21 protein-coding genes are annotated in these 22,110 nt (G+C 73.2%); 8 read left to right on the top strand and 13 right to left on the bottom strand.

Annotation, left to right across the window (positions count from 1 at the left end):
• Window positions 1-159 precede the first annotated feature (159 nt).
• The gene (locus ACIQUQ_RS06430; protein WP_403971987.1) at window positions 160-1,314 is read left to right on the top strand and encodes a hypothetical protein; all 1,155 of its coding nucleotides are present in this window, start codon (window positions 160-162) and stop codon (window positions 1,312-1,314) included.
• Between the two features lie 134 nt (window positions 1,315-1,448).
• A complete protein-coding gene (locus ACIQUQ_RS06425) occupies window positions 1,449-1,604 on the top strand; it encodes a hypothetical protein (protein ID WP_403971985.1) in 156 nt (51 codons plus the stop codon).
• 96 nt (window positions 1,605-1,700) lie between these two features.
• On the opposite strand, the gene ACIQUQ_RS06420 is transcribed toward ACIQUQ_RS06425, so the two are convergent.
• From ACIQUQ_RS06420 to ACIQUQ_RS06410, 3 genes are all read right to left on the bottom strand, one after another.
• A complete protein-coding gene (locus tag ACIQUQ_RS06420) occupies window positions 1,701-2,642 on the bottom strand; it encodes a 3-oxoacyl-ACP reductase (RefSeq protein WP_403660075.1) in 942 nt (313 codons plus the stop codon).
• Between the two features lie 11 nt (window positions 2,643-2,653).
• A complete protein-coding gene (locus ACIQUQ_RS06415) occupies window positions 2,654-3,730 on the bottom strand; it encodes a Zn-dependent alcohol dehydrogenase (protein WP_403971983.1) in 1,077 nt (358 codons plus the stop codon).
• 111 nt (window positions 3,731-3,841) lie between these two features.
• Window positions 3,842-4,696: a MaoC/PaaZ C-terminal domain-containing protein gene (locus tag ACIQUQ_RS06410; RefSeq protein WP_403971981.1), complete on the bottom strand. Its 855-nt coding sequence runs from the start codon at window positions 4,694-4,696 to the stop codon at window positions 3,842-3,844.
• Between the two features lie 243 nt (window positions 4,697-4,939).
• On the opposite strand from ACIQUQ_RS06410, the gene ACIQUQ_RS06405 reads away from it, so the two are divergent.
• Window positions 4,940-5,350, top strand: coding sequence for a DNA-binding response regulator (locus ACIQUQ_RS06405; protein WP_403971979.1), 411 nt, complete (start codon window positions 4,940-4,942; stop codon window positions 5,348-5,350).
• Between the two features lie 86 nt (window positions 5,351-5,436).
• Here ACIQUQ_RS06405 and ACIQUQ_RS06400 read toward each other — a convergent pair whose 3' ends face one another.
• The 7 genes from ACIQUQ_RS06400 to ACIQUQ_RS06370 form a co-directional block, all read right to left on the bottom strand.
• Window positions 5,437-6,627 carry a lipid-transfer protein gene (locus ACIQUQ_RS06400; protein ID WP_403971977.1) on the bottom strand — a complete coding sequence of 397 codons (1,191 nt, stop codon included), beginning with the start codon at window positions 6,625-6,627 and terminating at the stop codon, window positions 5,437-5,439.
• Between the two features lie 35 nt (window positions 6,628-6,662).
• Entirely contained in the window at window positions 6,663-8,810 is a 2,148-nt protein-coding gene (locus tag ACIQUQ_RS06395; protein ID WP_403971975.1) for an acyl-CoA dehydrogenase, read from the bottom strand.
• Between the two features lie 1,422 nt (window positions 8,811-10,232).
• Complete coding sequence (locus ACIQUQ_RS06390; protein ID WP_403971973.1) at window positions 10,233-10,742, bottom strand: hypothetical protein; 510 nt, start codon at window positions 10,740-10,742, stop codon at window positions 10,233-10,235.
• Between the two features lie 270 nt (window positions 10,743-11,012).
• Window positions 11,013-12,623, bottom strand: coding sequence for a serine/threonine-protein kinase (locus ACIQUQ_RS06385; protein ID WP_403971971.1), 1,611 nt, complete (start codon window positions 12,621-12,623; stop codon window positions 11,013-11,015).
• Complete coding sequence (locus ACIQUQ_RS06380) at window positions 12,620-14,149, bottom strand: serine/threonine-protein kinase (protein WP_403971969.1); 1,530 nt, start codon at window positions 14,147-14,149, stop codon at window positions 12,620-12,622. Before ACIQUQ_RS06380 ends, ACIQUQ_RS06385 begins: the two co-directional genes overlap by 4 nt.
• A 25-nt stretch (window positions 14,150-14,174) precedes the next feature.
• Complete coding sequence (locus tag ACIQUQ_RS06375; RefSeq protein WP_403971967.1) at window positions 14,175-14,435, bottom strand: DUF397 domain-containing protein; 261 nt, start codon at window positions 14,433-14,435, stop codon at window positions 14,175-14,177.
• A complete protein-coding gene (locus ACIQUQ_RS06370) occupies window positions 14,395-15,243 on the bottom strand; it encodes a Scr1 family TA system antitoxin-like transcriptional regulator (protein ID WP_403971965.1) in 849 nt (282 codons plus the stop codon). The genes ACIQUQ_RS06375 and ACIQUQ_RS06370 overlap by 41 nt, the downstream gene beginning before the upstream one ends.
• An 84-nt stretch (window positions 15,244-15,327) precedes the next feature.
• On the opposite strand from ACIQUQ_RS06370, the gene ACIQUQ_RS06365 reads away from it, so the two are divergent.
• On the top strand, window positions 15,328-15,753 hold the full coding sequence (locus ACIQUQ_RS06365; RefSeq protein WP_403971963.1) for an ATP-binding protein: 426 nt from the start codon (window positions 15,328-15,330) through the stop codon (window positions 15,751-15,753).
• 18 nt (window positions 15,754-15,771) lie between these two features.
• On the opposite strand, the gene ACIQUQ_RS06360 is transcribed toward ACIQUQ_RS06365, so the two are convergent.
• Both ACIQUQ_RS06360 and ACIQUQ_RS06355 read right to left on the bottom strand, forming a co-directional pair.
• Window positions 15,772-16,455, bottom strand: a complete 684-nt coding sequence (locus ACIQUQ_RS06360) for a phosphotransferase (protein ID WP_403971961.1) — start codon at window positions 16,453-16,455, stop codon at window positions 15,772-15,774.
• Window positions 16,456-16,519: 64 nt separating this feature from the next.
• Window positions 16,520-17,182 carry a DUF2461 domain-containing protein gene (locus ACIQUQ_RS06355; RefSeq protein ID WP_403971959.1) on the bottom strand — a complete coding sequence of 221 codons (663 nt, stop codon included), beginning with the start codon at window positions 17,180-17,182 and terminating at the stop codon, window positions 16,520-16,522.
• Window positions 17,183-17,406: 224 nt separating this feature from the next.
• Here ACIQUQ_RS06355 and ACIQUQ_RS06350 point away from each other — a divergent pair, with 224 nt between their 5' ends.
• The 4 genes from ACIQUQ_RS06350 (at window position 17,407) to ACIQUQ_RS06335 (ending at window position 21,416) form a co-directional block, all read left to right on the top strand.
• A complete protein-coding gene (locus ACIQUQ_RS06350; protein ID WP_403971957.1) occupies window positions 17,407-18,051 on the top strand; it encodes a class I SAM-dependent methyltransferase in 645 nt (214 codons plus the stop codon).
• Between the two features lie 128 nt (window positions 18,052-18,179).
• Window positions 18,180-19,214, top strand: coding sequence for an N-acetylmuramoyl-L-alanine amidase (locus ACIQUQ_RS06345; RefSeq protein WP_403971955.1), 1,035 nt, complete (start codon window positions 18,180-18,182; stop codon window positions 19,212-19,214).
• A 157-nt stretch (window positions 19,215-19,371) separates the two neighbouring features.
• The gene (locus ACIQUQ_RS06340; protein WP_403971953.1) at window positions 19,372-20,247 is read left to right on the top strand and encodes a hypothetical protein; all 876 of its coding nucleotides are present in this window, start codon (window positions 19,372-19,374) and stop codon (window positions 20,245-20,247) included.
• 158 nt (window positions 20,248-20,405) lie between these two features.
• Window positions 20,406-21,416: an LLM class F420-dependent oxidoreductase gene (locus tag ACIQUQ_RS06335; RefSeq protein WP_403971951.1), complete on the top strand. Its 1,011-nt coding sequence runs from the start codon at window positions 20,406-20,408 to the stop codon at window positions 21,414-21,416.
• 14 nt (window positions 21,417-21,430) lie between these two features.
• Here ACIQUQ_RS06335 and ACIQUQ_RS06330 read toward each other — a convergent pair whose 3' ends face one another.
• Entirely contained in the window at window positions 21,431-21,976 is a 546-nt protein-coding gene (locus ACIQUQ_RS06330) for a hypothetical protein (RefSeq protein ID WP_403971949.1), read from the bottom strand.
• Window positions 21,977-22,110 lie beyond the last annotated feature (134 nt).

Here is a 22,110-nt window from a genome sequence, read left to right as displayed (position 1 = left end):
GGGGGTCCCTTCGGGCCACGCGGCATGCCCTCGCAGCACATTCGCCCCGTCCTCCTCAGGCGAATCGTGCGCCGGCCACCCTTATGTGTGAAGCGGGTGTGGTCGTGTTGTTCGGCTGGAAGTGCGAAAACTAGCTTCCTCGCTGGAGGTGACGTTCCGATGACAGTCTGTGCCACCGAGACTGCCGGGCCCGCGTTCACGATCGCCGCCGACGGCTCGTACGCCGCGCGGCTGGCGGGTGAGGGAGAGGCCCGGTTCCCCGAGCGCTGGACGCTGGACGGGCCGGAGCCGTACGCGGTTCCGCTGCCGCTGGAGCAGCCCGAGGAGGCGGACAGCGAGGTGCTGCCGCTGACCGACGGGAGGGTGCTGATCCACCGCAGGGTCGCCGAGCGGCACGCGTTCGCGCTGCTCTACCCGACGGGTTCCGGGGGGAGCGCGGGGCCGCGTACGGGGGAACTGGCGCTCGGCGGGATCGAGGCGCGGGAGGAGCAGCGGGTGACGCTGCTGCCGCCGGCCCCGGACGGGCGGAGCGCGTACGCGCTGGTGGCGGGCGGGGGTACGAGCACGGTCTGGCGGGTGGCGGGGGGTACGTCGGCACCCGAGCGGGTGGCGGAGCTCGCCGGATCGTGCTCGGGGGGCGTGTGGCTGGACCGCGCGGGGCGGATGCTGGCCCTGGACCGGGAGACCGGGGGGCGGGTCAAGGCGGTCTCCGTGGACCTGGGCAGGGCGGGCGAGGTGTCGCCGCTGCTCCAGATCGCGGAGCGGAGCGACGACCGGCTGCTGCTGGCGGATCCGGACAGCGGACTGCTGCTGATCCGTTCCGACGCGCCGGGGGAACCGCGGCTGGGGTGGGGCGTGCTGGGGAGCGCGCGGCCGGTGCGGTTCCCGGAGTGCCTGCGGGCGGCGGGGAGTTCGGCGGTGCCGTTCGCGGTGCAGCCGGGGCAGGCGCTGATGCCGGAGAGCTGCGCGGTCGCGTTGCGGCTGGGCGGGGACGCGGGGGCGGCCGGGGACGCGGGGCGCGGCGGGGACGCCGGGCTGGGGCTGTGGCGGCCGTCGGAGAAGCGGCTGTTCGAGCTGCGGGGGCCGGTGGGGTGGCTCGGCGGCGCGGGGCTGTGGACGCGGGACGGGCTGCTGAGGCTGCCGTACGCGACGGGGGACGAACCGTGCGGGGTGCTGACGGCGACGATGCCCCAGCCCGCGCCGCAGATAAGGGTGATGCCGACCTCGGTGCCGGCCCAGCCGTCCCCGCTCCCGGCACCGCCGGCCGCGCCCCGGCCGGTACCGCTGCAACAGGCGCCGCTCACCGGGCGTTGAGAACCGCTCGACTTCCGTTCGGACGGCGATCCGAGGCCTCCGGCTGTCACTGCCATCTGATTAGATTCGTGGTGGATGGCCGCGTCAGGGGGGCACGGCCGGACGGTTGAGAGCGATACGGAGTGACTTCCCAGATGTCTGAAGCGATGACCAACACCATCGAGGCGCGTCCGGCGGGGGCCGAGGGGCACGGACGTCACCGCGGCGGCGCCGCCGCGTGCGAGGACTCGGCGGCACCGACCCGCGGCCGCCACCGCCGCCTGTCTCCCGTGGAGGAGCAGGCCGCGTAACGAGGCCGCAGGGCCGCAGGCACGCACGAGAGGGCCCGGGAGCAGCGCTCCCGGGCCCTCTGCCGTGCGGTGGGCGCACCGGCCCCCGCGCCGCGGTTACGCCTTCTTCAGGCCCAGGACCTCCGGTGCCGCGAAGGTCTCGTTGGCCGGGCGGGCCGCGTAGTGCGGGGTGAGCAGCTCGTCCAGCTCCTCGAAGGAGAAGGACTCCTTGGAGGTGTCGAACTTCGCCGCCACCTTCGGGCGCTCCATGACCACCACGATGCCGCCGTGGACCACGAACAGCTGGCCGTTGGCGCGGGCGGAGGCGGGTGAGGCCAGGTAGCCCACCAGCGGCGCCACGTGTTCGGGCGCCAGCGGGTCCAGCCTGCCCTCCTCCGGCACCTCGAAGCCGGCGAAGACGTCCTCCGTCATGCGGGTGCGGGCGCGGGGGCAGATGGCGTTCGCCGTGACCCCGTACTTCGCCAGCGCCAGGGCGGTGGACGTGGTCAGGCCGACGATGCCGCCCTTGGCCGCCGCGTAGTTGGGCTGGCCCGCGGAGCCGCCCAGGAAGGCCTCCGAGGAGGTGTTGACGATGCGCCCGTAGACCGGCCCGCCGGCCGCCTTGGAGCGCTCCCGCCAGTGGGCCGCCGCGAAGTGCGTGGTGTTGAAGTGCCCCTTGAGGTGGACCCGGATCACCGAGTCCCACTCCTCCTCCGACATCGAGAAGATCATCCGGTCGCGCAGGATGCCCGCGTTGTTGACCAGGACGTCGAGCTTCCCGAAGGTGTCGACCGCCAGCGCGACCAGCTCGCGCGCCTGCTCGAAGTCGGCCACGTCCCCGAGGTGCGCCACGGCCTGCCCGCCCGCGGCCCGGATCTCGGCGACGACCTCCTCGGCGGGGGCGGCCGAGGCCTCGCCCGAGCCGTCGCGGCCGGGCTGGCCGAAGTCGTTGACGACCACGCTCGCGCCGAGCCGGGCGAGTTCGATCGCCTCGGCCCGCCCGAGCCCGCGGCCGGCGCCCGTGACGATCGCGGACAGGCCCTCAAGTGGCAGTGACATCAAGGTCCCCTTCAGAGTTCGATGCAGGTGCGCAGCGCCACGCCCGTGCGCATCTGGTCGAGGGCGTCGTTGATCTCGGGCAGCTGCACCCGGTGGGTGATCAGGCTCTCCAGGTCCACGCGCCCGGCCCGCCAGAGCGCGATGGTCCGCTCGTAGGAGCGCAGCACGTCCCCGCCGCCGTACATGGAGGGCAGGATCCGCTTCTCGTCGAAGAACAGCGAGAACATGTTGATCTGGAAGTTGTCGTCCAGGGCGCCCGCGCCGACGATGCAGACGGTGCCGCCGCGCCGGGTCATCTGGTACGCGGTCTGGGCGGTGGCGGACTTGCCGACCACCTCGAAGACGTAGTCGAAGCCCTCGCCGGCGGTGATCCGGTTCTTGGCGTCGTCGAAGGCCGCCGGGTCGACGGCCTCGGTGGCGCCGAAGCGCAGGGCCGCCTCCCGCCGCGACTCGACCGGGTCGACGGCGACGATCTGCGCGGCGCCCTGGACCTTGGCGCCCTGGATCACCGAGATGCCGACGCCGCCGCAGCCGACGACGGCCACCGAGGACCCGGCGGTCACCCGGGCGGTGTTGATCGCGGCGCCGAGGCCCGTGGTGACCCCGCAGCCGATCAGGGCGGCGATGTCGAAGGGCAGGTCGTCCGGGATCGGGATGGCGCAGGAGGCCGGTACGACCATCTCCTCGGCGAAGGTGCCGGTGCCGGCGAAGCCGAAGACGTCCCCGGTGCCGCGGCGGAAGTTGGGCGTGGCGACGTTGCCGAAGCTGGCCAGGCACAGGTGGCCCTGGCCCCGCTTGCAGGCCGGGCAGACGCCGCACGGCGGCAGCCAGCAGACGAGCACCCGGTCGCCGACCTGGTGTCCGGTGACCCCGTCGCCGACGTCGGTGATCACCCCGGAGCCCTCGTGGCCGGGGATGAACGGCGCGGGCTGGGGCAGGACCCCGCTCATCGCGGAGAGGTCGGAGTGGCACAGGCCGGTGGCCCTGATCTTGATGCGGACCTTGCCGGGGCCGAAGCCCACGGCCTCCATGTCCTCGACGACCTCGAGCTTGTCCTGGCCGATCTCGCTCTGCAGTGCTGCGCGCACGGTGCGGCTCCTTCTGGCTGGCGCTTGCGGGGCTGTACGGCGGTACGGCTGTTGCCTGTTGGTGCGTGCTCGGCTGCGCGTGCCCGGCTACGAGTGCTCTGCTCGCGCGGCCTACGCGTGCTCGACGACCGTGTCGGCGAGCACCGGCGCGTCGTCCCGGTCGACGGCCGTCACCGCCACCTGGATCCGGCCGGGCTCCCGCCACATCCGGATGCGCAGGGTCTCGCCGGGGAAGACGATCCCGGCGAAGCGGGTGCGGTACGAGCGGACGCGGGAGACGTCGCCGTCGAGCAGGGTGTCCACCACGGCCTTGAGGGTCATGCCGTACGAGCACAGGCCGTGGAGGATCGGCTTGTCGAAGCCCGCCATCTTGGCGAACTCGGGGTCCGCGTGCAGGGGGTTCCAGTCGCCGGAGAGGCGGTAGAGCAGCGCCTGCTCCTCGCGGATCGTGCGCTCCACGGTCCGCTCGGGCTCGCGAGCGGGCAGTTCGAGGCGCTCGGAGGGGCCGCGGTCGCCGCCGAAGCCGCCCTCCCCGCGCACGAAGATCGACGCGTCGCTGGTCCACAGCGGGCCGTCGGCGTCGGCGACCTCGGAGCGGAGCACGATGACGGCGGCCTTGCCCTTGTCGTAGACCGCGGCGACCTTGGAGCTGGAGCGGGCCTCGCCCTTGACCGGGATCGGCCGGTGGAGCGTGATGGTGTGCCCGCCGTGCAGGACGGCGGCCAGGTTGACCTGGATGCCGGGGGCGCCGAGCCCGCCGAGCATGGCCATCCCGGCACCGGCGACGGTGGCGAAGCTGGGCAGGACGTGGAGCTTGGACTCCAGGGTGTAGCGCAGCTCGTCGGGGTCGTTGGCCGGGATGCCCGCGCCGAGCCCGAGGTGGTACAGCTGGATGTCCTTGTGGTCCCAGCTGAGCTCACTCTCGCGGGGGTCTGCGGCGAGGGCCTTTGCGGCGTCGATCGGCATCGGCTGCTTGCTCCTTTGTTGGAAGACCTCGGTGCGGCCGTCCGCACCGTCGGCCGCACCGAGGTCGCTTGCGGACCGGCCTGGCGTGCTGCCCCCGTCGTGGATCCGGGACAGATCTAGAACGCGTTCTAGGCCGGTGGCCCCTATGTATAACGCACCCCCCAGGAGTTGTGAAGACTCCTGACCGCACGTCAGATCCCGCTTCGGGGAGCGGAGACGGGGGTACGGCCCTACGCTGGTCGGATGGACGAAATGCCCCGGAATTTCCGTACCGCACGCTCGCTGCGCGTGCTGCTGGCCCCGGCCGACCGGGCCCTGGCGGTCCTGCTGGGAATGGAACCGGACATCGACGTGGTGGCCCAGGTCCGCGCCGGGGACGACCTCGCGGCTGCCGCGATCATGTGCCGCCCCGAAGTGGCCCTGGTGGACGAGGTGTCGGCGGTCTCGGCGGTGCTCGCCGAGGTCCCGGAGTGCCGGGTCCTGGTCCTGGCCACCTCCGCCCACCCGGGACTGGCCGGCCGCGCCCTCGCCGCGGGCGCGGCGGGCCTGGTCCTCCGCGACGGCCCGGTACCGGACCTCGCGGAGGCCATCCGCCGCGCCTCGACGGGCGAAACGGTCGTCGACCCGGCCCTGGGGGACCCGGCGGGGGCGTAGGGGGCGTACGGAGCCGACGGGGTGCAGGGAGCCGACGGGGCATAGGGGCAGGAGGGGGCCGTAGGGGGCCGGCGGGGATCGGCCCCCTACGACCGCCGCAGCACCGTCACCACCGCCGCGCCGCCGAGGCCGATGTTGTGGGCCAGGCCCACCCGCGCACCGGCCACCTGGCGCGGCCCCGCCTCGCCGCGCAGCTGCCACACCAGCTCCGCGGCCTGCGCCAGCCCCGTCGCGCCCAGCGGGTGGCCCTTGGAGATCAGGCCGCCCGAGGGGTTCACCACCCACCGGCCGCCGTACGTCGTCGCGCCCGACTCGACCAGCTCCCCGGACTTGCCCTCCCCGCACATCCCCAGCGCCTCGTACGTGAGCAGTTCGTTCACCGAGAAGCAGTCGTGCAGCTCGACCACGTCCACGTCCTCGATGCCGAGCCCGGACCGCTCGTACGCCTGCCGGGCCGCGGCCTCGGACATCGGCCGGCCGACCACGTCGATGCACGAGCCGGAGTCGAACGAGGCGGCCGTGTCCGTGGCCATCGCGTGCCCGGCGATCTCCACCGCCTTGCCGTGCAGCCCGTGTTCGACCACGAACCGCTCCGAGACGACCAGCGCCGCCGCGGCCCCGTCCGAGGTCGGGGAGCACTGGAGCTTGGTCAGCGGCCGGTGGATCTCCTTCGCAGCCAGGATCTCCTCGACCGTGTAGACGTCCTGGAACTGGGCGTTGGGGTTGTTCGCCGAGTGCCGGTGGTTCTTCGCGCCGACGGCCGCGAGCTGCGCCTCGGTCGTCCCGTACCGGTCCATGTGCTCGCGCGCCGCGTTGCCGAAGATCTGCGCGGTGGGCGGGGACATCTCGAAGCCGTGCCCGGCCGCCATGATCCCGTAGTGCCGGGCCACGGGCGAGGTCTTGAAGTCGCCGCCGTCGGCCCCGCCCCCGAGCGCGCCCTTCTTCATCTTCTCGAAGCCGAGCGCCAGCACGCAGTCACTGATCCCGCCCTCGACGAACTGCCGGGCCATCATCAGCGCCGTCGAGCCGGTCGCGCAGTTGTTGTTCACGTTGTAGACCGGGACCCCGCTCAGCCCCAGCTCGTACGCGGCCCGCTGGCCGGCGGTCGAGGCCTGGAAGCAGTACCCGACCGGCACCTGCTGCACCCGGTCGTACCCGATCCCCGCGTCCGCGAGCGCCGCGGATCCGGCCTCCTTCGCCATGTCCCAGTACTGCCAGTCCCGCGACTCGGGCTTCTCGAACTTCGTCATCCCGACACCGACGATGTACGCCTTCATTTACGTGACTCCTAGTCCCTTAGTCCCTTAGTCCCTTAGTCCCTGGGGAGGCCGAGGATCCGCTCGGCGACGACGTTCAGCTGGACCTGGGTGGTGCCCCCGGCGATGGTCAGGCAGCGGGACATGAGCATCCCGTGCACCGCCCGCTCCCCCGCCCCCTCGCACACCGCGCCGGCCGGCCCCAGCAGCTCCAGCGCCAGCTCGGCGGTCCGCTGCTGGTGGGGCGTCTGGACGAGCTTGCGGACGGAGGCACCCGCGCCCGGCTCCAGGCCGGACACCTGCTGGAGGGTGGTGCGCAGCCCGATGCAGGCCAGGGCGTGCGCCTCGGCGGCCAGCGCGCCGATCCGGGCCCGGTACGCGCCGTCCAGCTCGCCGGCGCGCGAGATCAGCGCTTCCAGGCCGACGTCGAAGGTCATCTGGTCGGCCATGTGGACGCGTTCGTTGCCGAGGGTGTTGCGGGCGACCCGCCACCCGTCGTCCACCCGGCCGACCACCGCGTCGGCCGGGAGCAGCACGTCGTCGAAGTACACCTCGTTGAAGAGGGCCTCGCCGGTGATCTCCTTCAGGGGCCTGATGTCGATGCCGACGGTGTCCTTCATGTCGACGACGAAGTAGCTCAGCCCCTTGTGCTTGGGCGCGTCCGGGTTGGTGCGGGCGAGCAGGATGCCGTAGTCGGCGGTGTGCGCGGAGCTGGTCCACACCTTCTGCCCGTTGACCTTCCAGCCCTCCTCGACCCGCTCGGCCCGGGTGCGCAGCGAGGCGAGGTCGGAGCCGGCGCCCGGCTCCGAGAAGAGCTGGCACCAGGACAGCTCGCCGCGGAGCGTCGGCAGCAGGAACCGCTTCTGCTGCTCGGGCGTCCCGTACGCGATCAGGGAGGGCACGACCCAGGTGGCGATCCCGAGGTCGCTCACGCGCACCCCCGCCTCCCGCATCTCCTGCTGCACGGCGAGCTGCTGGACCGGCCCGGCACCCAGCCCGTGGGGGGCGGGCAGGTACGGGGCCGCGTACCCGGTGGGCGCGAGGACCCGGCGTACGGCGGCCGGGTCGAGCCCGCGCACGTCCGCCACCACCTCGCGCGCCGCCGCCCGGTACGCCTCCGCCTCGGCCGGCAGCTCCAGCCGCAGCTCCCGGCGCGCGCCCGCGGCGGCCAGCCGCACGGCCCGCGTCCGGTGCCCGTCCCCGGGCCCCAGCAGCTGGCGGGCGACCAGCGCCCGGCGCAGGAAGACGTGGGCGTCGTGCTCCCAGGTGAAACCGATGCCGCCGAGCACCTGGATGCAGTCCTTGGCACACGAGTACGCGGCGTCGAGCGCGGTCCCGGCGGCCAGGGCGGCCACCAGGCCGCGCACCGGCTCCGCCTCGCCGGCCGCGGACGCCGCGTCCCAGGCCAGTGCGCGGGCCTGCTCCACACGGACGAGCAGGTCCGCGCACAGGTGCTTGATCCCCTGGAACTGCCCGATGGGGCGCCCGAACTGCTCGCGCACCTTGGCGTACTCGGTGGCGGTGTGCAGCGCCCAGGCCGCCGTGCCGCAGGCGTCGGCCGCGAACAGCACGCAGGCCAGGTCCCGCACCAGGGCCGAATCCACGGCGAGCAGCCGCCCCGCGGGCACCTCCACCCCGTGGGCGGACACCTCGGCGGTGGGCCGCGTCGGATCGGCCGACTCGTGGACCCGTACGTCGAGGGAGGCCGCGTCCACGGCGAACCAGAGGGTGCCGTGGGCCGCCTCGGCGGCCAGCAGCACGAGGTCGGCCTCGCCGGCACCGAGGACGGGGGGCGCGGTGCCGTCGAGCAGGTGCCCGCCGCCCTCGACGGCCACGGCCGTCATGGCCCCGGCGCCCAGCGCCACGGCCCCGATCCGGGTCCCGCCGGCCAGCTCCCCGGCCAGTACGGCGTGGCCGGCCCGGTCCAGGAGTACGGAGGCCAGCGCGCTCGGCAGGAAGGGCCCGGGCAACGCCCCGCGCGCAGCCTCCTCCACCACGACGGCCAGGTCGAGCAGGGTGCCGCCCTCAAGGTGCGGGGCGAGCAGGCCCTGGGCGGCGAGCCCGTCCCAGTACGCGGGTCTGTCCCGCGGGCCGGGCGGCGCGTCGAGCAGCTTCCGCACCTCCTCCGGAGGCACGTTCCGCCCCACCCAGCCGCGCACGGCCTCGGCCAACTCCCGCTGCTCTTGCGTGATTCCGATGCCCATGCGCGGCAGAGTAGAACACGTTCCAATCTGACGGAAGGTCAGGTGGGGTCGAGGTTGGTTGGGGTGGTCGAGGTTGGTTGGGGTTGGGGGTGATTCCGGCCGGGGGTGCCGGGAAGGCGGGCGGAAGGCGGCAGCAGGGGGGCGGGGGCGGGGAGGTGGCCGGAAGGCGGCAGCACGCGGGCGGGGGCGGGGAGGTCGCCGGAAGGCGGCACCACGCGGGCAAGGGCAGGGAGGTCGCCGGAAGGCGGCACCACGCGGGCAAGGGCAGGGAGGTGACCGGAAGGCGGCACCACGCGGGCAAGGGCAGGGAGGTGACCGGAAGGCGGCACCACGCGGGCAAGGGCAGGGAGGTCGCCGGAAGGCAGCATCACCTGGGCCCGCCTCAGGGAGGGCGCCGGTCTGGGGCCGTCCGCCGACCGAGGGTTTCCGGGCCGGGGCACCCTGTCAAGGGCGCTCCGCTGCGCTCCGCGTCGCCTGCGGCGATTCCACTTCGTTCCACCCTTGACAGGGCACCCCGGCCCGGAAGGCAAAGACCTCGGCGGACAACCCCAGAAAAGACGCCCAGGGGACACCTCATGCATTCCGGTACCGGGTGCGCATCCCGGTGTCGGGGTGCAGCCCCGCCCCACGGGGCGGACGCACCACCGTCCGTAGGCCCACCACTCGGCATAGCGGCCTCCGGGCCGCCCGTGCCCCTTCATAAGCCGCCCACGATCGCTACGCGCTCCTGCCTCACGGCGGCGAACGGCCGTTTTGGGCCGGGAAGGGACGTGAGAAGGGACGGGCGTCGGGGATGACCCGGATCCAGTGTCCATTTCCCGCAACTGGCGGGAGGAGACGGCCGGCCGCCGAGCGAGAGCAGCACGCGGCCGCCGTGGACGGGTCTCGTCCCACCGACAGGACCCGGCCGGTCGTCGCGTGGCGGGAGAAGCACATGCGATCGCTGGCGGCCTATGTCCGGCCCCAGACGGCCGTTCGCCGCCGTGAGGCAGGAGCGCGTAGCGATTTGGGGCGGCTTATGAAGGGGCACCGGCGGCCCGGAAGTCGCTGAGACGGGCGGGGGGCCTACGGACGCTGACGCGTCCGCCCCTCGGGGCGGGGGCCGGGCCTCGCTGCCGCGTCACGCACCCGGTACCGACTGACCTGGGAAGTCCCCCTGGGCGTCTTTCCTGGGGGTGTCCGCCGAGGGCTTTGCCTTCCGGGCCGGGGTGCCCTGTCAAGGGTGGAACGAAGTGGAATCGCCGCAGGCGACGCGACGAAGGAGCGCCCTTGACAGGGTGCCCCGGCCCGGAAACCCTCGGTCGGCGGACAACCCCAGATACGTCCAGATCCCTCAGACCGGCCCAGGGGATGCCGCCATCCGGCCACCTCCCCGAGATGCCGCTCATGCCGATTCCGGGGTCAGGCAGGCGTCGGGGTCCGTCAGTAGAGGGTGATCGTGAAGCGCCTCACGACCTTGGGGGTCGTGGCGATCGTGTCGGAGTGGACCGAGCCGCGCGCCTTCTCGTAGTCCCCGGCGCCGCCGGTGATCGCGCTGTCGAAGGGACCCTGGTCGATGTAGTTGAAGTACACCCCCTGCGTGGTGATCTGGCCGTCCGGGAGGACGTAGGTCACGAGGCACTGCTCCGCTTCATCGGCGCCGCCCCGGGTGGTGGCGCAGCTGCCGTGGGTCTCGCCGACCTTGTTGTGCGCCTCGTCGAAGAGGTCCGAGCGGACGACGACCGTATCGCCCTGCGAGATGACGCCGGGGGTGGAGCTGACGGGGAAGCGGGTCACCTGCGCCACCTCGGCCGTGAGTGTGATGGTCCGGCCTCTCTCCCCGCCGCCGCCCTGGGCGGAACCGGGGTCCGTCACGGCGGTCGCGACGGAGGTGCAGGCGAGGAGGGTGGCCAGCGTGGCCGTGCCGAGGCAGGCCGCTCTGATGGGGCGCATTATGCGACTCCTGAGGTTGATGTGTGGGAATGACCGGATGGAGAACTTTCATCCGATTCCGTTCGATTCCCTTCATAACCTCGACGCCGCGGCCGCACGGAGCACCCAGGCACGAACCACCGGTACGTCCAGCCGGTCGGACCAAGGTCAGGCGGCGGGGCTCGACACGCAGCCGAACGGCAGTTCCAGGCGGTGCCGGGCCATGGTCTCCCCGTTGGCGACGATCCCGCCCGCCGGCCCGGGGGATGCCGGCCCTGCCCCTGTCGGCGGTCAGTGCGGCATCGCGAACAGCACCGCGTCCGCGATCTTCTCCGCCTCTCGCTTGCACCTGTCCGCCGGGTGTTCCGGTTCGCTGAGTCTGATCGTCACCGTCAGGTTTCCGTCGCGCAGGTCCAGCCGGCAGCCCGTGCCGGTGTCCCGCCATGCGGCGCCCCAGTACGACTCCTCACCCGGTCCGGGTCCGGCCGTGCCCTCGACCTTCTTCACGGTCTCCGCCAGCGCCGCCTTCGCGGCCGCCGCTCCCGGGGCGAGCCCGGCCGTCGCGCTCGGCTGTGGTCCGGTGGCCGACTTGCCGGGTCCGTACAGCCACCAGCTCACGTACGCGTGTTCCTCGTCCTCGGTGGCGCCGTACACACAGCCGCCGTAATCCGACCTCACGACGCTGCTGCCGATGTCGTGCTTCTCCTGACGGTCCGCCGTCGGCAGCGGCAGGTCGTCCACCATCTCCTCGCAGGTCGGCGCGATGGCGTAGACGTCGCCCTTCGGTCCCTCCTCCTCGGGCCACAGGGTGTACACGAGCCCGGCGATCATGCCCGCCACGACGACCACGGACGCCGCCACCAGCAGTCGCAGGATCCGGCGCCGCACGGGATCGTCGCCGCCCGCGGCCACGGCGTCGACCGCGGTGGTCGCCACCGTGGGCTCCGCCCACGCCCCGGTCCCGCCGGCCACGGGCCGGCTCGCCAGGTCGAGCACGGTCCGCTCCGGCGCCCCCAGCACCCGCTCGACCTCCGCCTGCTGCTCGGCGATCAGCCCGCGCACCGCGTCCGGCCACTGCCCGCCGCCCCCGGGCGCCACCGGTCCGAGGAGCTCCAGCAGCCGCTCAGGGTACGGCCGTTCGGCCGGGTCCTTGGCCAGGCAGGCCGCGACCACCTCCCGCAGTCCGTCCGGCACGGCCGACAGGTCCGGCTCGGCGTGCACCAGGTCGTACAGCGTCATGAGCGTGGACTCGCGCGCGAACGGACTCCGCCCGGTGGCGGCCATGGCGAGCACCGAGCCGAACGAGAAGACGTCGCTCGCCGCCGTCAGTTCCTTGGCCTCGGCCTGCTCCGGAGACATGAAGGCGGGCGAGCCGACGACCACCCCGCTCTCCGTCAGCTCGGTGGCCCCGGCGCCCTCGGCGGCCCGGGCGATGCCGAAGTCGATGACACGTACGCCGTCCTCGGCGATCAGCACGTTGTCCGGCTTGAGGTCCCGGTGCACCAGCCCCGCCCGGTGGATCTCCACCAGGGCGGTGGCCAGACCGGCGGCGATCCGCCGTACGGTCTCCTCCGGCAGCGGGCCGGTCCGGTCGACCACGGTGCCGAGCGAGGGCCCGGTCACGAACACCGAGGCCAGCCACGGCGTCTCCGCCTCGGTGTCGGCGTCGGTCACGGCGGCCGTGAAGGCCCCGGACACCCGCCGCGAGGCGGCGACCTCGCGGCGGAACCGGGCCCGGAACTCCTCGTCCGACGCGATCCGCGCGTGCACCTGCTTGACCGCGGCCAGCCGCCCGTCCGGCCCGGCCCCCAGCAGCACCCGCCCCATGCCGCCGCGCCCGAGCTCGGCGAGCAGCCGGTACGGACCCACCGCGACCGGATCGGCCGCCCTGAGCTCTCTCACTTCTTCTCCACGATCTTGATGGCGGCCCCGGCCGCCTTCACGGCCTCCGCCTCGCAGGCGTCCGTCGTGGCGTACGCGGGACCGCTCACCCCGACGGTCATCCGCAGGTTCACGTCCCGCAGCGACAGGCGGCAGGTGTAGTTGTTGGTGGTCGTCGGGGAGAGCCACTGGGCCTCGTCGGCGAAGTCGAGGTCGGCCTCGCGCCGGTCGTCCGCCTCCGGAAGGTCCGCCTCATGGTCCTGGGCGGCCTTCTCCGCGCCCGTTCCGAAGGACCTGGAGGTCGCGTGCACCTGCCAGGTGACGGTGATCATGTCACCGTTGTCCCTCTTCCACGTGCACTCCCCCGGGTGCACGATCTCCGCCGCGTCCAGGATGACCCCGTCGAAGTTGTCCACCTCGAAGCCGGACGGCATCCGGACCTCGTCGCGGATGTCGTAACAGGTCCTCGCCCGCGCCTTGTACAGGTCCTCGACCCGCGACAGCGGCTTGCCGTCGGGGAAGGCCAGGTAGTACAGCCACACCACGGCCGGCCGGCCGGTGGTCGCGAAGTACACGGCGGCCAGCGCGGCGGTCGTCACCACCACCCGCGGCCACATCCGCTTGGGCCGGGGCACGGGAGGGGCCACGGCGAACGGCACGGAGGTGGCCGCCTCCTCCACGTCGTTCCGCTGGGCGAAGATCAGCCTCATCACGGCCCCCGGCCAGGGCCGGGCCGTCGGCGCGACCGGCCCGATCAGGGCGAGCAGCTGCTCAGGGGTGGGCCGCGCGGCCGGGTCCTTCGCGAGGCAGGGCTCGACGACGGCGCGCAGCCCGGCCGGTACGCCGGTCAGGTCGGGCTCCGCGTGCACGATCTCGTGCAGCAGGCGGGGTACGGACTCGGCGGCGAACGGCGGCCGCCCGGTCGCGGCCGCGACCAGCGTGGAGCCGAAGGCGAACACGTCGGCGGCCGGCGTGACCTGTTGCCCCAGGGCCTGCTCGGGAGCCATGAACGACGGCGAGCCGATCAGCGACCCGGTGTGCGTGATCCGGGTGGCGCCCTCCACGGCGCGCGCGATGCCGAAGTCGATGACGCGTACGCCGTCCTCCGCGAGCAGCACGTTGGAGGGCTTGAGGTCCCGGTGCACCAGGCCGGCGCGGTGGATGTCGGCGAGCGCGGTGGCCAGCCCGGCGGCGAGTCGCCGTACGGCGTCCTCGGGCAGGGTCCCGCCGCAGGCGTCCAGGGCGTCGCTCAGCGGGGGCCCGGGCACGAACACCGAGGCCAGCCAGGGGGTCTCGGCGTCCGGATCGGCGTCCACGACGGGCGCGGTGCAGGCGCCGGACACCTTCCGGGAGGCGTCCACCTCCCGCCGGAACCGGGCCCGGAAGCCGTCCTCGTCGGCGTACTCGGCGTGGATCTGCTTCACGGCCACCAGCCGGCCGTCGGGGGCGGCGCCGAGCAGGACCCGCCCCATCCCCCCTTGCCCCAGCTCGGCGAGCAGTCGGTAGGCACCAACTACCGCCGGGCCGGGCCCTGTTATCGGTCGCATGCCCCCGTTTTACCCCCAGCCTCCGTCAGAGGCTGGAGACGAAGGCGGCGAACGCGGTGGTTCCCACGGTGAAGGCGGGGCCTTCGGGGTTCTTGGAGTCGCGGATGGCGACCAGTTCGCTGTGCGCGGCGACCTCTACGCATTCGCCGCCGGTCGTGCCGCTGTAGGACGACTTACGCCAAGCGGCGGCGCCGAGGGGGGCGCACTCGACGCATTCACCGCCGCTGGTACCGCTGTAGGACGACTTACGCCACTGCACGTCCGTCAGCTGAAGGCTGGTCCCCATAACGTTCCTCCATCACGCGAGCGATCAGCGCCGCCGAGTCCTCGGGAGACAGGGCCGTGGCTTGCAAACGAGCGTATCCGACCGAACGCTCCCTGATCACTTGCGGATTGGCGGTCATCTGACCCGAGTCATACCGCTCCGCATAGAAGAGATCCGGGTCGTCCTCGAAGCGCAGGAGTGTGAACGATCCCATCATCCCCGTGTGCTCGCCGACCGTCAGCGGCAGGATCTGGACCTCCACCCATGGTTGCTCCGCGTAACCCAACAGGTGCTTCAGTTGGTTTCGCATGATTTCGCGGCTTCCGACTCGCCTGTGCAGCAGAGCCTCATCCAGGACCACCCAGAGCACCGGGGGGTGTTCGCGCAACAGGATCCGCTGCCGTTCCAGCCGTGCCGCCAACTGCTCGTCCGCTCGGTCGGCGTAATCGACACGCAGAAGGGCTCGGGCGTAGTCCTCGGTCTGCAAAAGCCCGTAGACCACCTGCGACTGGAACGTGGAGATGTACGACGCCTTCGCTTCCATCGCCGCAAACGGTTGGAACCAGGTCGGCAGCTCGCTCCGCAAGACGAGCGCCACCAGCCGCGAGAAGAACCCACCCGTCCCCAAGGCGGCATCCACCCGCTCCGAGAAGTCCCGGGTAGGCACCTTCTTCGCGGTCTCGATCTGGCCGATCAGCGACGCCGTGCAGAACACGATGGACCCCAACTGACCCTGCTTCAGCCCCGCGTCCTCTCTCAGCCGCCGCAGTTCCGACCCGTAGTAGTCCAGCGGCGAGGCACTGGGATCGAGGTCGCGGATGTTGCCCATGAGGCGGTCACCCCCAAGCTCACGCCGCGTGGCGTTCGGTTCAGGTCGTAGCCGAGCGTAACCACCCCTCCACACGCTGGTGGCATGAATCACGCAACTGATGCCCCACCGACGGAATCCGGCGGCAACTACCGCATGGACTTCACCGTCGGTGAGCACTCGGCCGGTCACATGCGCCGCATCCTGCGCCTGTTCCTCACGCGTTGGGAGCTCCCCGAGCTGGCCGACTCCGCCGAGCTGGCGCTGACCGAGCTGGTCGCCAACGTCGTCCGGCACGTGCCGGACCGGAACTGCGCCGTACTCATCCTGCGGCGGCCGGAGGGGCTGCGCATCGAGGTCTCCGACGGGGACCCGCGCCCCGCCCGCCCCCTCGTCCCGTACGACGAGGCGGCCGAGCACGGCCGGGGGCTGCGGATCGTGGACGCCGTCACCGACCGGTGGGGGTCGGAGCCCGGACCCACCGGCAAGACGGTGTGGTTCGAGTGCGACGGCAAGAGCGTCCGCCGGTAGAGACGGCCGGCTCGCCTCCTACCGGAGGACGCTCTCCCGGGCGTCGGCTCCGGCCGCCAGGATCAGCGCGACCGCCTCGTCGAGGGCGGCGGTCTCCTCCTGGGTGAGGGTCGGATTGGCGGCCCGCCGGGCCCGGGCCTCGGGCAGCAGCATGCCGTCGGTGCCGCCGAGTTGGCGCACCAGGGCCGGGAGGACGGTCCGGGCGACCTCGGCGGCGGCCGGCATGGTGAGCGCCGCCTGCGCGAGGATCAGCGCGGCCATCGCGGTATCGAGGCCGGGAGGGCCCTCCTGGGCGGTGGCCCAGTCGATCACCACGGGGCCGTCGGGGGTGAGGAAGACGTTCTCCGGGTGCAGGTCCAGGTGCACGATGCGGTGGGCGGGGTCGGCACCGACCCGGGGCGGGACGGCGTGCAGCCGCAGCAGCAGATCGGCCAGCAACCCGCCCGCCTGCTCGCCGCTGAGCGTGCCCGCGACCAGCGCCTCACGCATCGTCGGCCCCGACAGCCGCTCCATCACCAGCTCACCGGCCGTCGTGCCCGGCCACACCGCCGGTACCGGATACCCGTGCTCGGCCAGGTAGGTCATCACGGCCGCTTCGGCGGTGGCGTCCTCCCCGTCGCGGTAGCGTCGTACCACCCGGTCCTTGCCGAGGGCGAAGACATCCGCCGTCCGCCCCGTCCCGATCAACTCCCCGATCTCCATCCGCGCACCGTAACCGAGCGCCGCCGGAGCTGCGTTGCCGATGCTGCGTCGAGTGAGGGCGGGCCTACTCCCCCGCCCCCGCGTGCGTCCGGCACCACTCCGTCAAGGGCCGCAGGGCCCGCCACGACGTGCGCACCTGCTTGAGGGCTTCCCTGCTCCCGACCCAGGGGTCCGGGGGCCAGCCGCGGTGGGCGTAGAGGCTGCGGTAGCGGAGGAGGTCGAGGCGGGGGTGGTCGGCGGCGACGCCGCGCGGCCGGGTCTTGAGCCGGTCGCCCGCCAGCTCGAACCCGGCCTTCGACAGCTTCGCGAGGACGGCCTCCAGCTCCTTGCCCGGCGCGTCGGCGTCCACGGCGGCGCGGTAGCGCGTGAGCTGCTCGCCGGTCGGGCTGTGCAGTCCGGCGGCGACGAGCAGGCCGTCGGCGTCGACGGCGACGTAGAAGCCCTGGGAGGTGTGGGCGCCCTGCTGGGTCTTGTACGGGGACTTGTCGTGGGAGAAGCGGACGTCGCGGTACGGGCGGAAGACCTTCGCCGGGCCGAACTCCGCTTCGAGCTCGGCGGCGAGCGCGAGCATCGGCTCGCGGACGGCCGTCTCGTATGTCTCCTTGTGCGCCGACCAGAACTCCTTGGAGTTGTCGGCGGCCAGCCCTTCGTAGAAGGCGAACGCCTCCGGGGGGAAGCCGGTGAAGCGCGTGGTGCCCGTGGGGGCCCTGGAACCCGTGGAAGCCATGCCGCCAGTACACACCGGCGGGGCCCGGCCCGCAGCCCGCCCCGCGGCCCCGCGGCAACCGGCCCCGCAGCCCCGGGCCGGCCCCGCCCCAGCCCGACCCGGACCCCTCCCTACCTCCCCTACCGGGCGGTAGGGCAGCATGGGGCGCCACGACCGCCGACCGGCGGTCCCATCGAGAGCCGGACCCGCACCGCCGGACCCCGACCCCGCCGCCAGGAGGCACCATGGCCACGGCCCCCAAGCCCGAGATCCTCGCCGCCTTCGAGGCGGCCAAGGGCTTCATGCCGGCCGGGGAGGGCCTCGCCCTGTACGAGGCCGCCGCGCACGCCGCAGGGCTGGGCCTCCCGCTCCTTGAGGTCGGCACGTACTGCGGGCGCTCGACCATCCTGCTGGCCGACGTGGCCCGGGAGCACGGCCTGACCGCGCTCACCGTCGACCACCACCGCGGCAGCGAGGAGCAGCAGCCGGGCTGGGAGTACCACGACCCGACCGTCGTGGACCCGGAGCTGGGGGTCATGGACACGCTGCCGACCTTCCGCCGCACCCTGCACAAGGCGGGCCTGGAGGACCACGTGGTCGCGCTCGTGGGCCGGTCCCCGCAGATCGCCAAGGTCTGGGGCACTCCGCTCGGCTTCGTCTTCATCGACGGCGGGCACACCGACGAGCACGCGACCGGCGACTACGAGGGCTGGGCCCCGCACGTCGCCGAGGGCGGCACCCTCGTCATCCACGACGTGTTCCCGGACCCGGCGGACGGCGGCCAGGCGCCCTACCGGATCTACCTGCGGGCCCTGGAGTCCGGCGCCTTCACCGAGGTGTCCGTGACGGACTCCCTCCGCGTCCTGCGCCGCACCGGCCAGGGGATCTGACCCGAACCGCCCCGGGCGACCCCGAATCACCCTGAACCACACCAGAAGTCACACAATCGGACTTATTGGCGGCGCGTCCCCCGGCACGACCGGGGGCGCCCGCCCCGCCCCGCACTAGGCTGCGCCCCGTGCCGTACGACGACAGCCCCCCGCCCCCGGAGTCCGCGTCCTCCGTCGACCCGGACCGCCGCCCCTTCTTCGCACGCCGCGCCACCCTGGTCGTGGCCGCCGCCGCACTGGCGCCGGCCTGCCTCGCGGGCTGGGTGCTGGTGAACGTACTCACCGGGAACGGCGGCGCCCCGCGGACGCCCGCCCCGCTCGCCGGGCAGCAGCCGCACGCGAACGACGCCAAGCCGAACGCGCACAGCGCCCCGCCCGCGTCCACGGCGGCCGGCGGTTCCGTCGAGACCCCGGCCCAGGACGCCCACGCCGGCGATCCCACCCCGCCTCCCGGCGAGCCGACCGGGGCCCCCAGCCCCCGCCCGCGCGGACCGCTCGCCGGCAAGACGGTGGTCGTGGACCCCGGGCACAACACCGGCAACTTCCAGCACTCCCGTGAGATCAACCAGAAGGTCGACATCGGCACCGGCCGCAAGGAGTGCGACACCACCGGCACCACCACGAACTCCGGCTACAAGGAGGCCGAGTTCACGCTCGACGTGGCCAAGCGGCTGCGGGAGGTGCTGGAGCAGCAGGGCGCCACGGTCGTCCTCACCCACACCGCGGACCGGCCCTTCGGCCCCTGCATCGACGAGCGGGCGCGGATCGGCAACGAGGCGGCGGCCGACGCCGTGGTCTCCATCCACGCGGACGGCGTCTCGGCCGGCAGCCGCGGCTTCCACGTGATCCTGCCGGCCCGGGTCAGCGGCGGCGCGGCGGACACCTCGGCGATCGTCGGGCCCTCCCGCGACCTCGGCACCCGCATCGCGGGCAACTTCGCCCGCACCACGGGACTCGGCCCCTCCAACTACGTCGGCGGCGGCACCGGTCTGGTGGTCCGCGACGACCTCGGCGGCCTCAACCTGTCAAAGCGGCCCAAGGTGTTCATCGAATGCGGCAACATGCGTGACGCCAAGGACGCGGCGCTGCTGATGAGCCAGGACTGGCGGCAGAAGGCGGCGCAGGGCATCGCGGACGGCATCGTCGGCTTCCTCGGCGGGTAGGGCTGGAACGGAGCCGTCCGAGCCCCGGCCTTCTCGACCCGGGAGCCACCGGGCCCGGGTGGCTCCGTACGATGGTGCCCGCCCGCCCCGGACCTGACCGCACCCTCACACGCGGCCGTGGCACCACGAGACGACCGAGACCGAGAAGGACATCCAAGTGAACATCCGCTCCCTCACTCGAGGCGACGGCGTGGTGATCGGAGCAGCGGTGCTGCTGTTCATCGCCTCGTTCCTCGACTTCTACTCCGTCGACTGCGGGGCGGTTTCCGACCGCTTCTGTGCCGCGGTCGACCTGCCGAGCGCATGGGACACCGACCGGCTCGGGATCGTCCTCCCGGCCGTCTTCCTGACCGGGCTGATCGGAGCGGGCCTGATCGTCGCGAGCCGTGCCGTGCCGAGCGCACCGAAGCTCGCCGGACTCTCCCTGGAGAACTGGGGCACGGTGCTGGCCGTGGCCGCGCTGTGGTCCTCGCTGTGGGCGCTGCTGGTCGGCAACGCGGACCTCGGTGCGGGTGCGGTGATCGCGTTCGTCGGCAACCTGGCGCTCGCCGGTGTCGCCGTCTTCGGCGCGCAGGTCCCCGCCCTCAAGGGTGCGCTGCTGCCGGCCCCGTCGGCGCAGCCGGCCCAGCCGTTCGGCGGCCAGCCGGGTCAGCAGGGCGGGTACGGGTACCCGGGCCAGCCCTCGTACGGCGGCCAGCAGGGCGCTCCGTACGGCGGCCAGCCCGGTCCGGAGCAGCACCAGGCGGGCCCGGCCGGCGACCCGCACATCGGCGCCCAGCACGGCGCCCCGCAGGACCAGGGGCAGGGCCTCGGCCAGCAGCAGGCCCCGGCGGCCGAGTTCGCGGCCTTCTGGTTCGCGGTGCCGGTCGCGCGGCCGCTGTTCGCGGAGGACGGCTCCCAGGCCCCGATCGCCGAACTCGCCCCCGGCACCTGGTACCTGGCCGTGGACCAGCGCGGCGCCTCGCTCGTGGCGCAGACGCAGGACGGCCGCCGCGGCGTCCTCCAGGACACCTCGGGGATCCAGCGCGGCTGATCCGCGAGAGGACCGCTGCCGATCCGCGCGCAGCTCCGTACGGCCGACGGCCCCCCGCCCTTCCGGGTGGGGGGCCGTTGCCCTACAGTCCGCTGACGACCCGTCAGAAATGGGGGCGGGAACGGGACGACCGGCTACGCGGAGGGGACGGACAGCTCATGCGCCTCGGACTCGCACTCGGCTACTGGGGGCGCGGCCCCAGCCCCGCCCACCTCGACCTGGCCGTCGAGGCCGAGCGGCTCGGCTACGACTCGGTCTGGACCGCCGAGGCCTGGGGGTCGGACGCCTTCACCCCGCTGACCTGGATCGCCGCCCACACCTCCCGGATCAGGCTGGGCACGGCCATCGCACAGATGGCGGCCCGCACCCCCACGGCCACCGCGATGCACGCCCTCACCCTGGACCACCTCTCCGGCGGCCGGATGATGCTCGGGCTCGGCCTGTCCGGGCCCCAGGTGGTGGAGGGGTGGTACGGGCGGCCCTTCCCGCGCAGCCCGCTGACCGCCACCCGCGAGTACGTGGACGTGATCCGGCAGGTGCTGCGCAGGGAGGCGCCGGTCGCCCTGGACGGCAGCTTCCACACCCACCCGTACACGGGCCGGGACGGCACCGGCCTCGGCAAGCCCCTGAAGCCCATCACCCACCCGCTGCGGGCGGACCTGCCGGTCCTGCTGGGCGCCGAGGGGCCGAAGAACATCGCCCAGACCACCCGCATCGCGGACGGCTGGCTCCCGCTCTACTGGTCGCCCACCCGCACGGACGTCTACCAGGCCTCCCTCACCGGCCTGCCGGAGGGCTTCATGATCGCCCCGATGGCCCGGGCCAGGGTCTGCGACGACGTGGCGGAGGGTCTGCTGCCGGTGAAGGCGATGCTGGGCTTCTACATCGGCGGCATGGGCCACGCGGCGCGCAACTTCCACGCGGACCTGATGGCCCGCATGGGGTACGAGGCGGAGGCCCGGCGCATCCAGGAGCTGTTCCTGGCCGGCCGCAAGGAGGAGGCGGTGCTCGCCGTACCGGACGCCTTCGCCGACGAGATCTCCCTGGTCGGTCCGCGCGAGCGCATCGCCGAACGCCTCGACCTCTGGCGCAAGGGCCCGGTCACCGACCTCCTGGTCACGGCCCCGGACCCCCACACCCTGCGCGTCCTGGCGGACCTCAACACCTGACCCGCGTACGGGCGTCAGCCGCCGAGTTCCGAGGCGCTCGGTACCTTCTCCCTGACCTCGGCGCCGACGCTCGCGCCCGCCGACTTCACGTTGTCGATGACCTGCTGGAAGCTGCCGATGTCGGCCTCGGTGGCCTCGCCCTTGCGGAGCTTCGTGCCGAGGTCCTTCAGCGATTCGATGCCGGCCGTCAGCGGTGCGACGGCCTTCGACAGCAGCGGGTCGGCCTTGGCGTTGTTCACGGCCGCCTTCAGGCGGTTGTACGTGAACGCGCCCGCCAGGCCCGCCTTGACCAGCGCGAACCTGCGCCCGTCCGCGCCCTCCTTGAACTTGCCCTCGCGGTACGGCTTGATGATCCACTGGTAGGTGGCCCCGGCCGCCAGGCCCGCGTTCGCGACGAACCGGGTCTTGGCGAACTTCTGCTGCTCCACCGAGCTCGACGGCGAGACCACCGCAGCCGCTTCGTCGTCGCCGCCGCACGCGGTCGCGCCCGTCAGGAGGGCGCAGGACAGGAGCAGCGCCACGAAGCCGCGGCGGATCGAGGCGGTTCTGGATTCGGGCACGTCGAAACCTCCGGGATCACACGGTGCTCACCGGCGCCGCACGGGGGTGCCGCACCACCGGCAGCGTCACCCGCCCGGCCCACCCCCGCCACCCGGCGGGCCCCGGCGTACGGCCGTAAGAGGGGGTTTCGGCC

Origin of the sequence: Streptomyces sp. NPDC101118 (genome assembly GCF_044759445.1) — a bacterium.
Classification (GTDB): domain Bacteria; phylum Actinomycetota; class Actinomycetes; order Streptomycetales; family Streptomycetaceae; genus Streptomyces.
This window is presented reverse-complemented; position numbering and strand designations above follow the sequence as displayed.

Coding starts and splice junctions, on each gene's coding strand:
- ACIQUQ_RS06430 (WP_403971987.1), top strand. CDS start 160: ATGACAGTCTGTGCCACCGAGACTGCCGGGCCCGCGTTCACGATCGCC.
- ACIQUQ_RS06425 (WP_403971985.1), top strand. CDS start 1,449: ATGTCTGAAGCGATGACCAACACCATCGAGGCGCGTCCGGCGGGGGCC.
- ACIQUQ_RS06420 (WP_403660075.1), bottom strand. CDS start 2,642: ATGTCACTGCCACTTGAGGGCCTGTCCGCGATCGTCACGGGCGCCGGC.
- ACIQUQ_RS06410 (WP_403971981.1), bottom strand. CDS start 4,696: ATGCCGATCGACGCCGCAAAGGCCCTCGCCGCAGACCCCCGCGAGAGT.
- ACIQUQ_RS06405 (WP_403971979.1), top strand. CDS start 4,940: ATGGACGAAATGCCCCGGAATTTCCGTACCGCACGCTCGCTGCGCGTG.
- ACIQUQ_RS06400 (WP_403971977.1), bottom strand. CDS start 6,627: ATGAAGGCGTACATCGTCGGTGTCGGGATGACGAAGTTCGAGAAGCCC.
- ACIQUQ_RS06395 (WP_403971975.1), bottom strand. CDS start 8,810: ATGGGCATCGGAATCACGCAAGAGCAGCGGGAGTTGGCCGAGGCCGTG.
- ACIQUQ_RS06390 (WP_403971973.1), bottom strand. CDS start 10,742: ATGCGCCCCATCAGAGCGGCCTGCCTCGGCACGGCCACGCTGGCCACC.
- ACIQUQ_RS06380 (WP_403971969.1), bottom strand. CDS start 14,149: ATGCGACCGATAACAGGGCCCGGCCCGGCGGTAGTTGGTGCCTACCGA.
- ACIQUQ_RS06375 (WP_403971967.1), bottom strand. CDS start 14,435: ATGGGGACCAGCCTTCAGCTGACGGACGTGCAGTGGCGTAAGTCGTCC.
- ACIQUQ_RS06370 (WP_403971965.1), bottom strand. CDS start 15,243: ATGGGCAACATCCGCGACCTCGATCCCAGTGCCTCGCCGCTGGACTAC.
- ACIQUQ_RS06365 (WP_403971963.1), top strand. CDS start 15,328: ATGAATCACGCAACTGATGCCCCACCGACGGAATCCGGCGGCAACTAC.
- ACIQUQ_RS06360 (WP_403971961.1), bottom strand. CDS start 16,455: ATGGAGATCGGGGAGTTGATCGGGACGGGGCGGACGGCGGATGTCTTC.
- ACIQUQ_RS06355 (WP_403971959.1), bottom strand. CDS start 17,182: ATGGCTTCCACGGGTTCCAGGGCCCCCACGGGCACCACGCGCTTCACC.
- ACIQUQ_RS06350 (WP_403971957.1), top strand. CDS start 17,407: ATGGCCACGGCCCCCAAGCCCGAGATCCTCGCCGCCTTCGAGGCGGCC.
- ACIQUQ_RS06335 (WP_403971951.1), top strand. CDS start 20,406: ATGCGCCTCGGACTCGCACTCGGCTACTGGGGGCGCGGCCCCAGCCCC.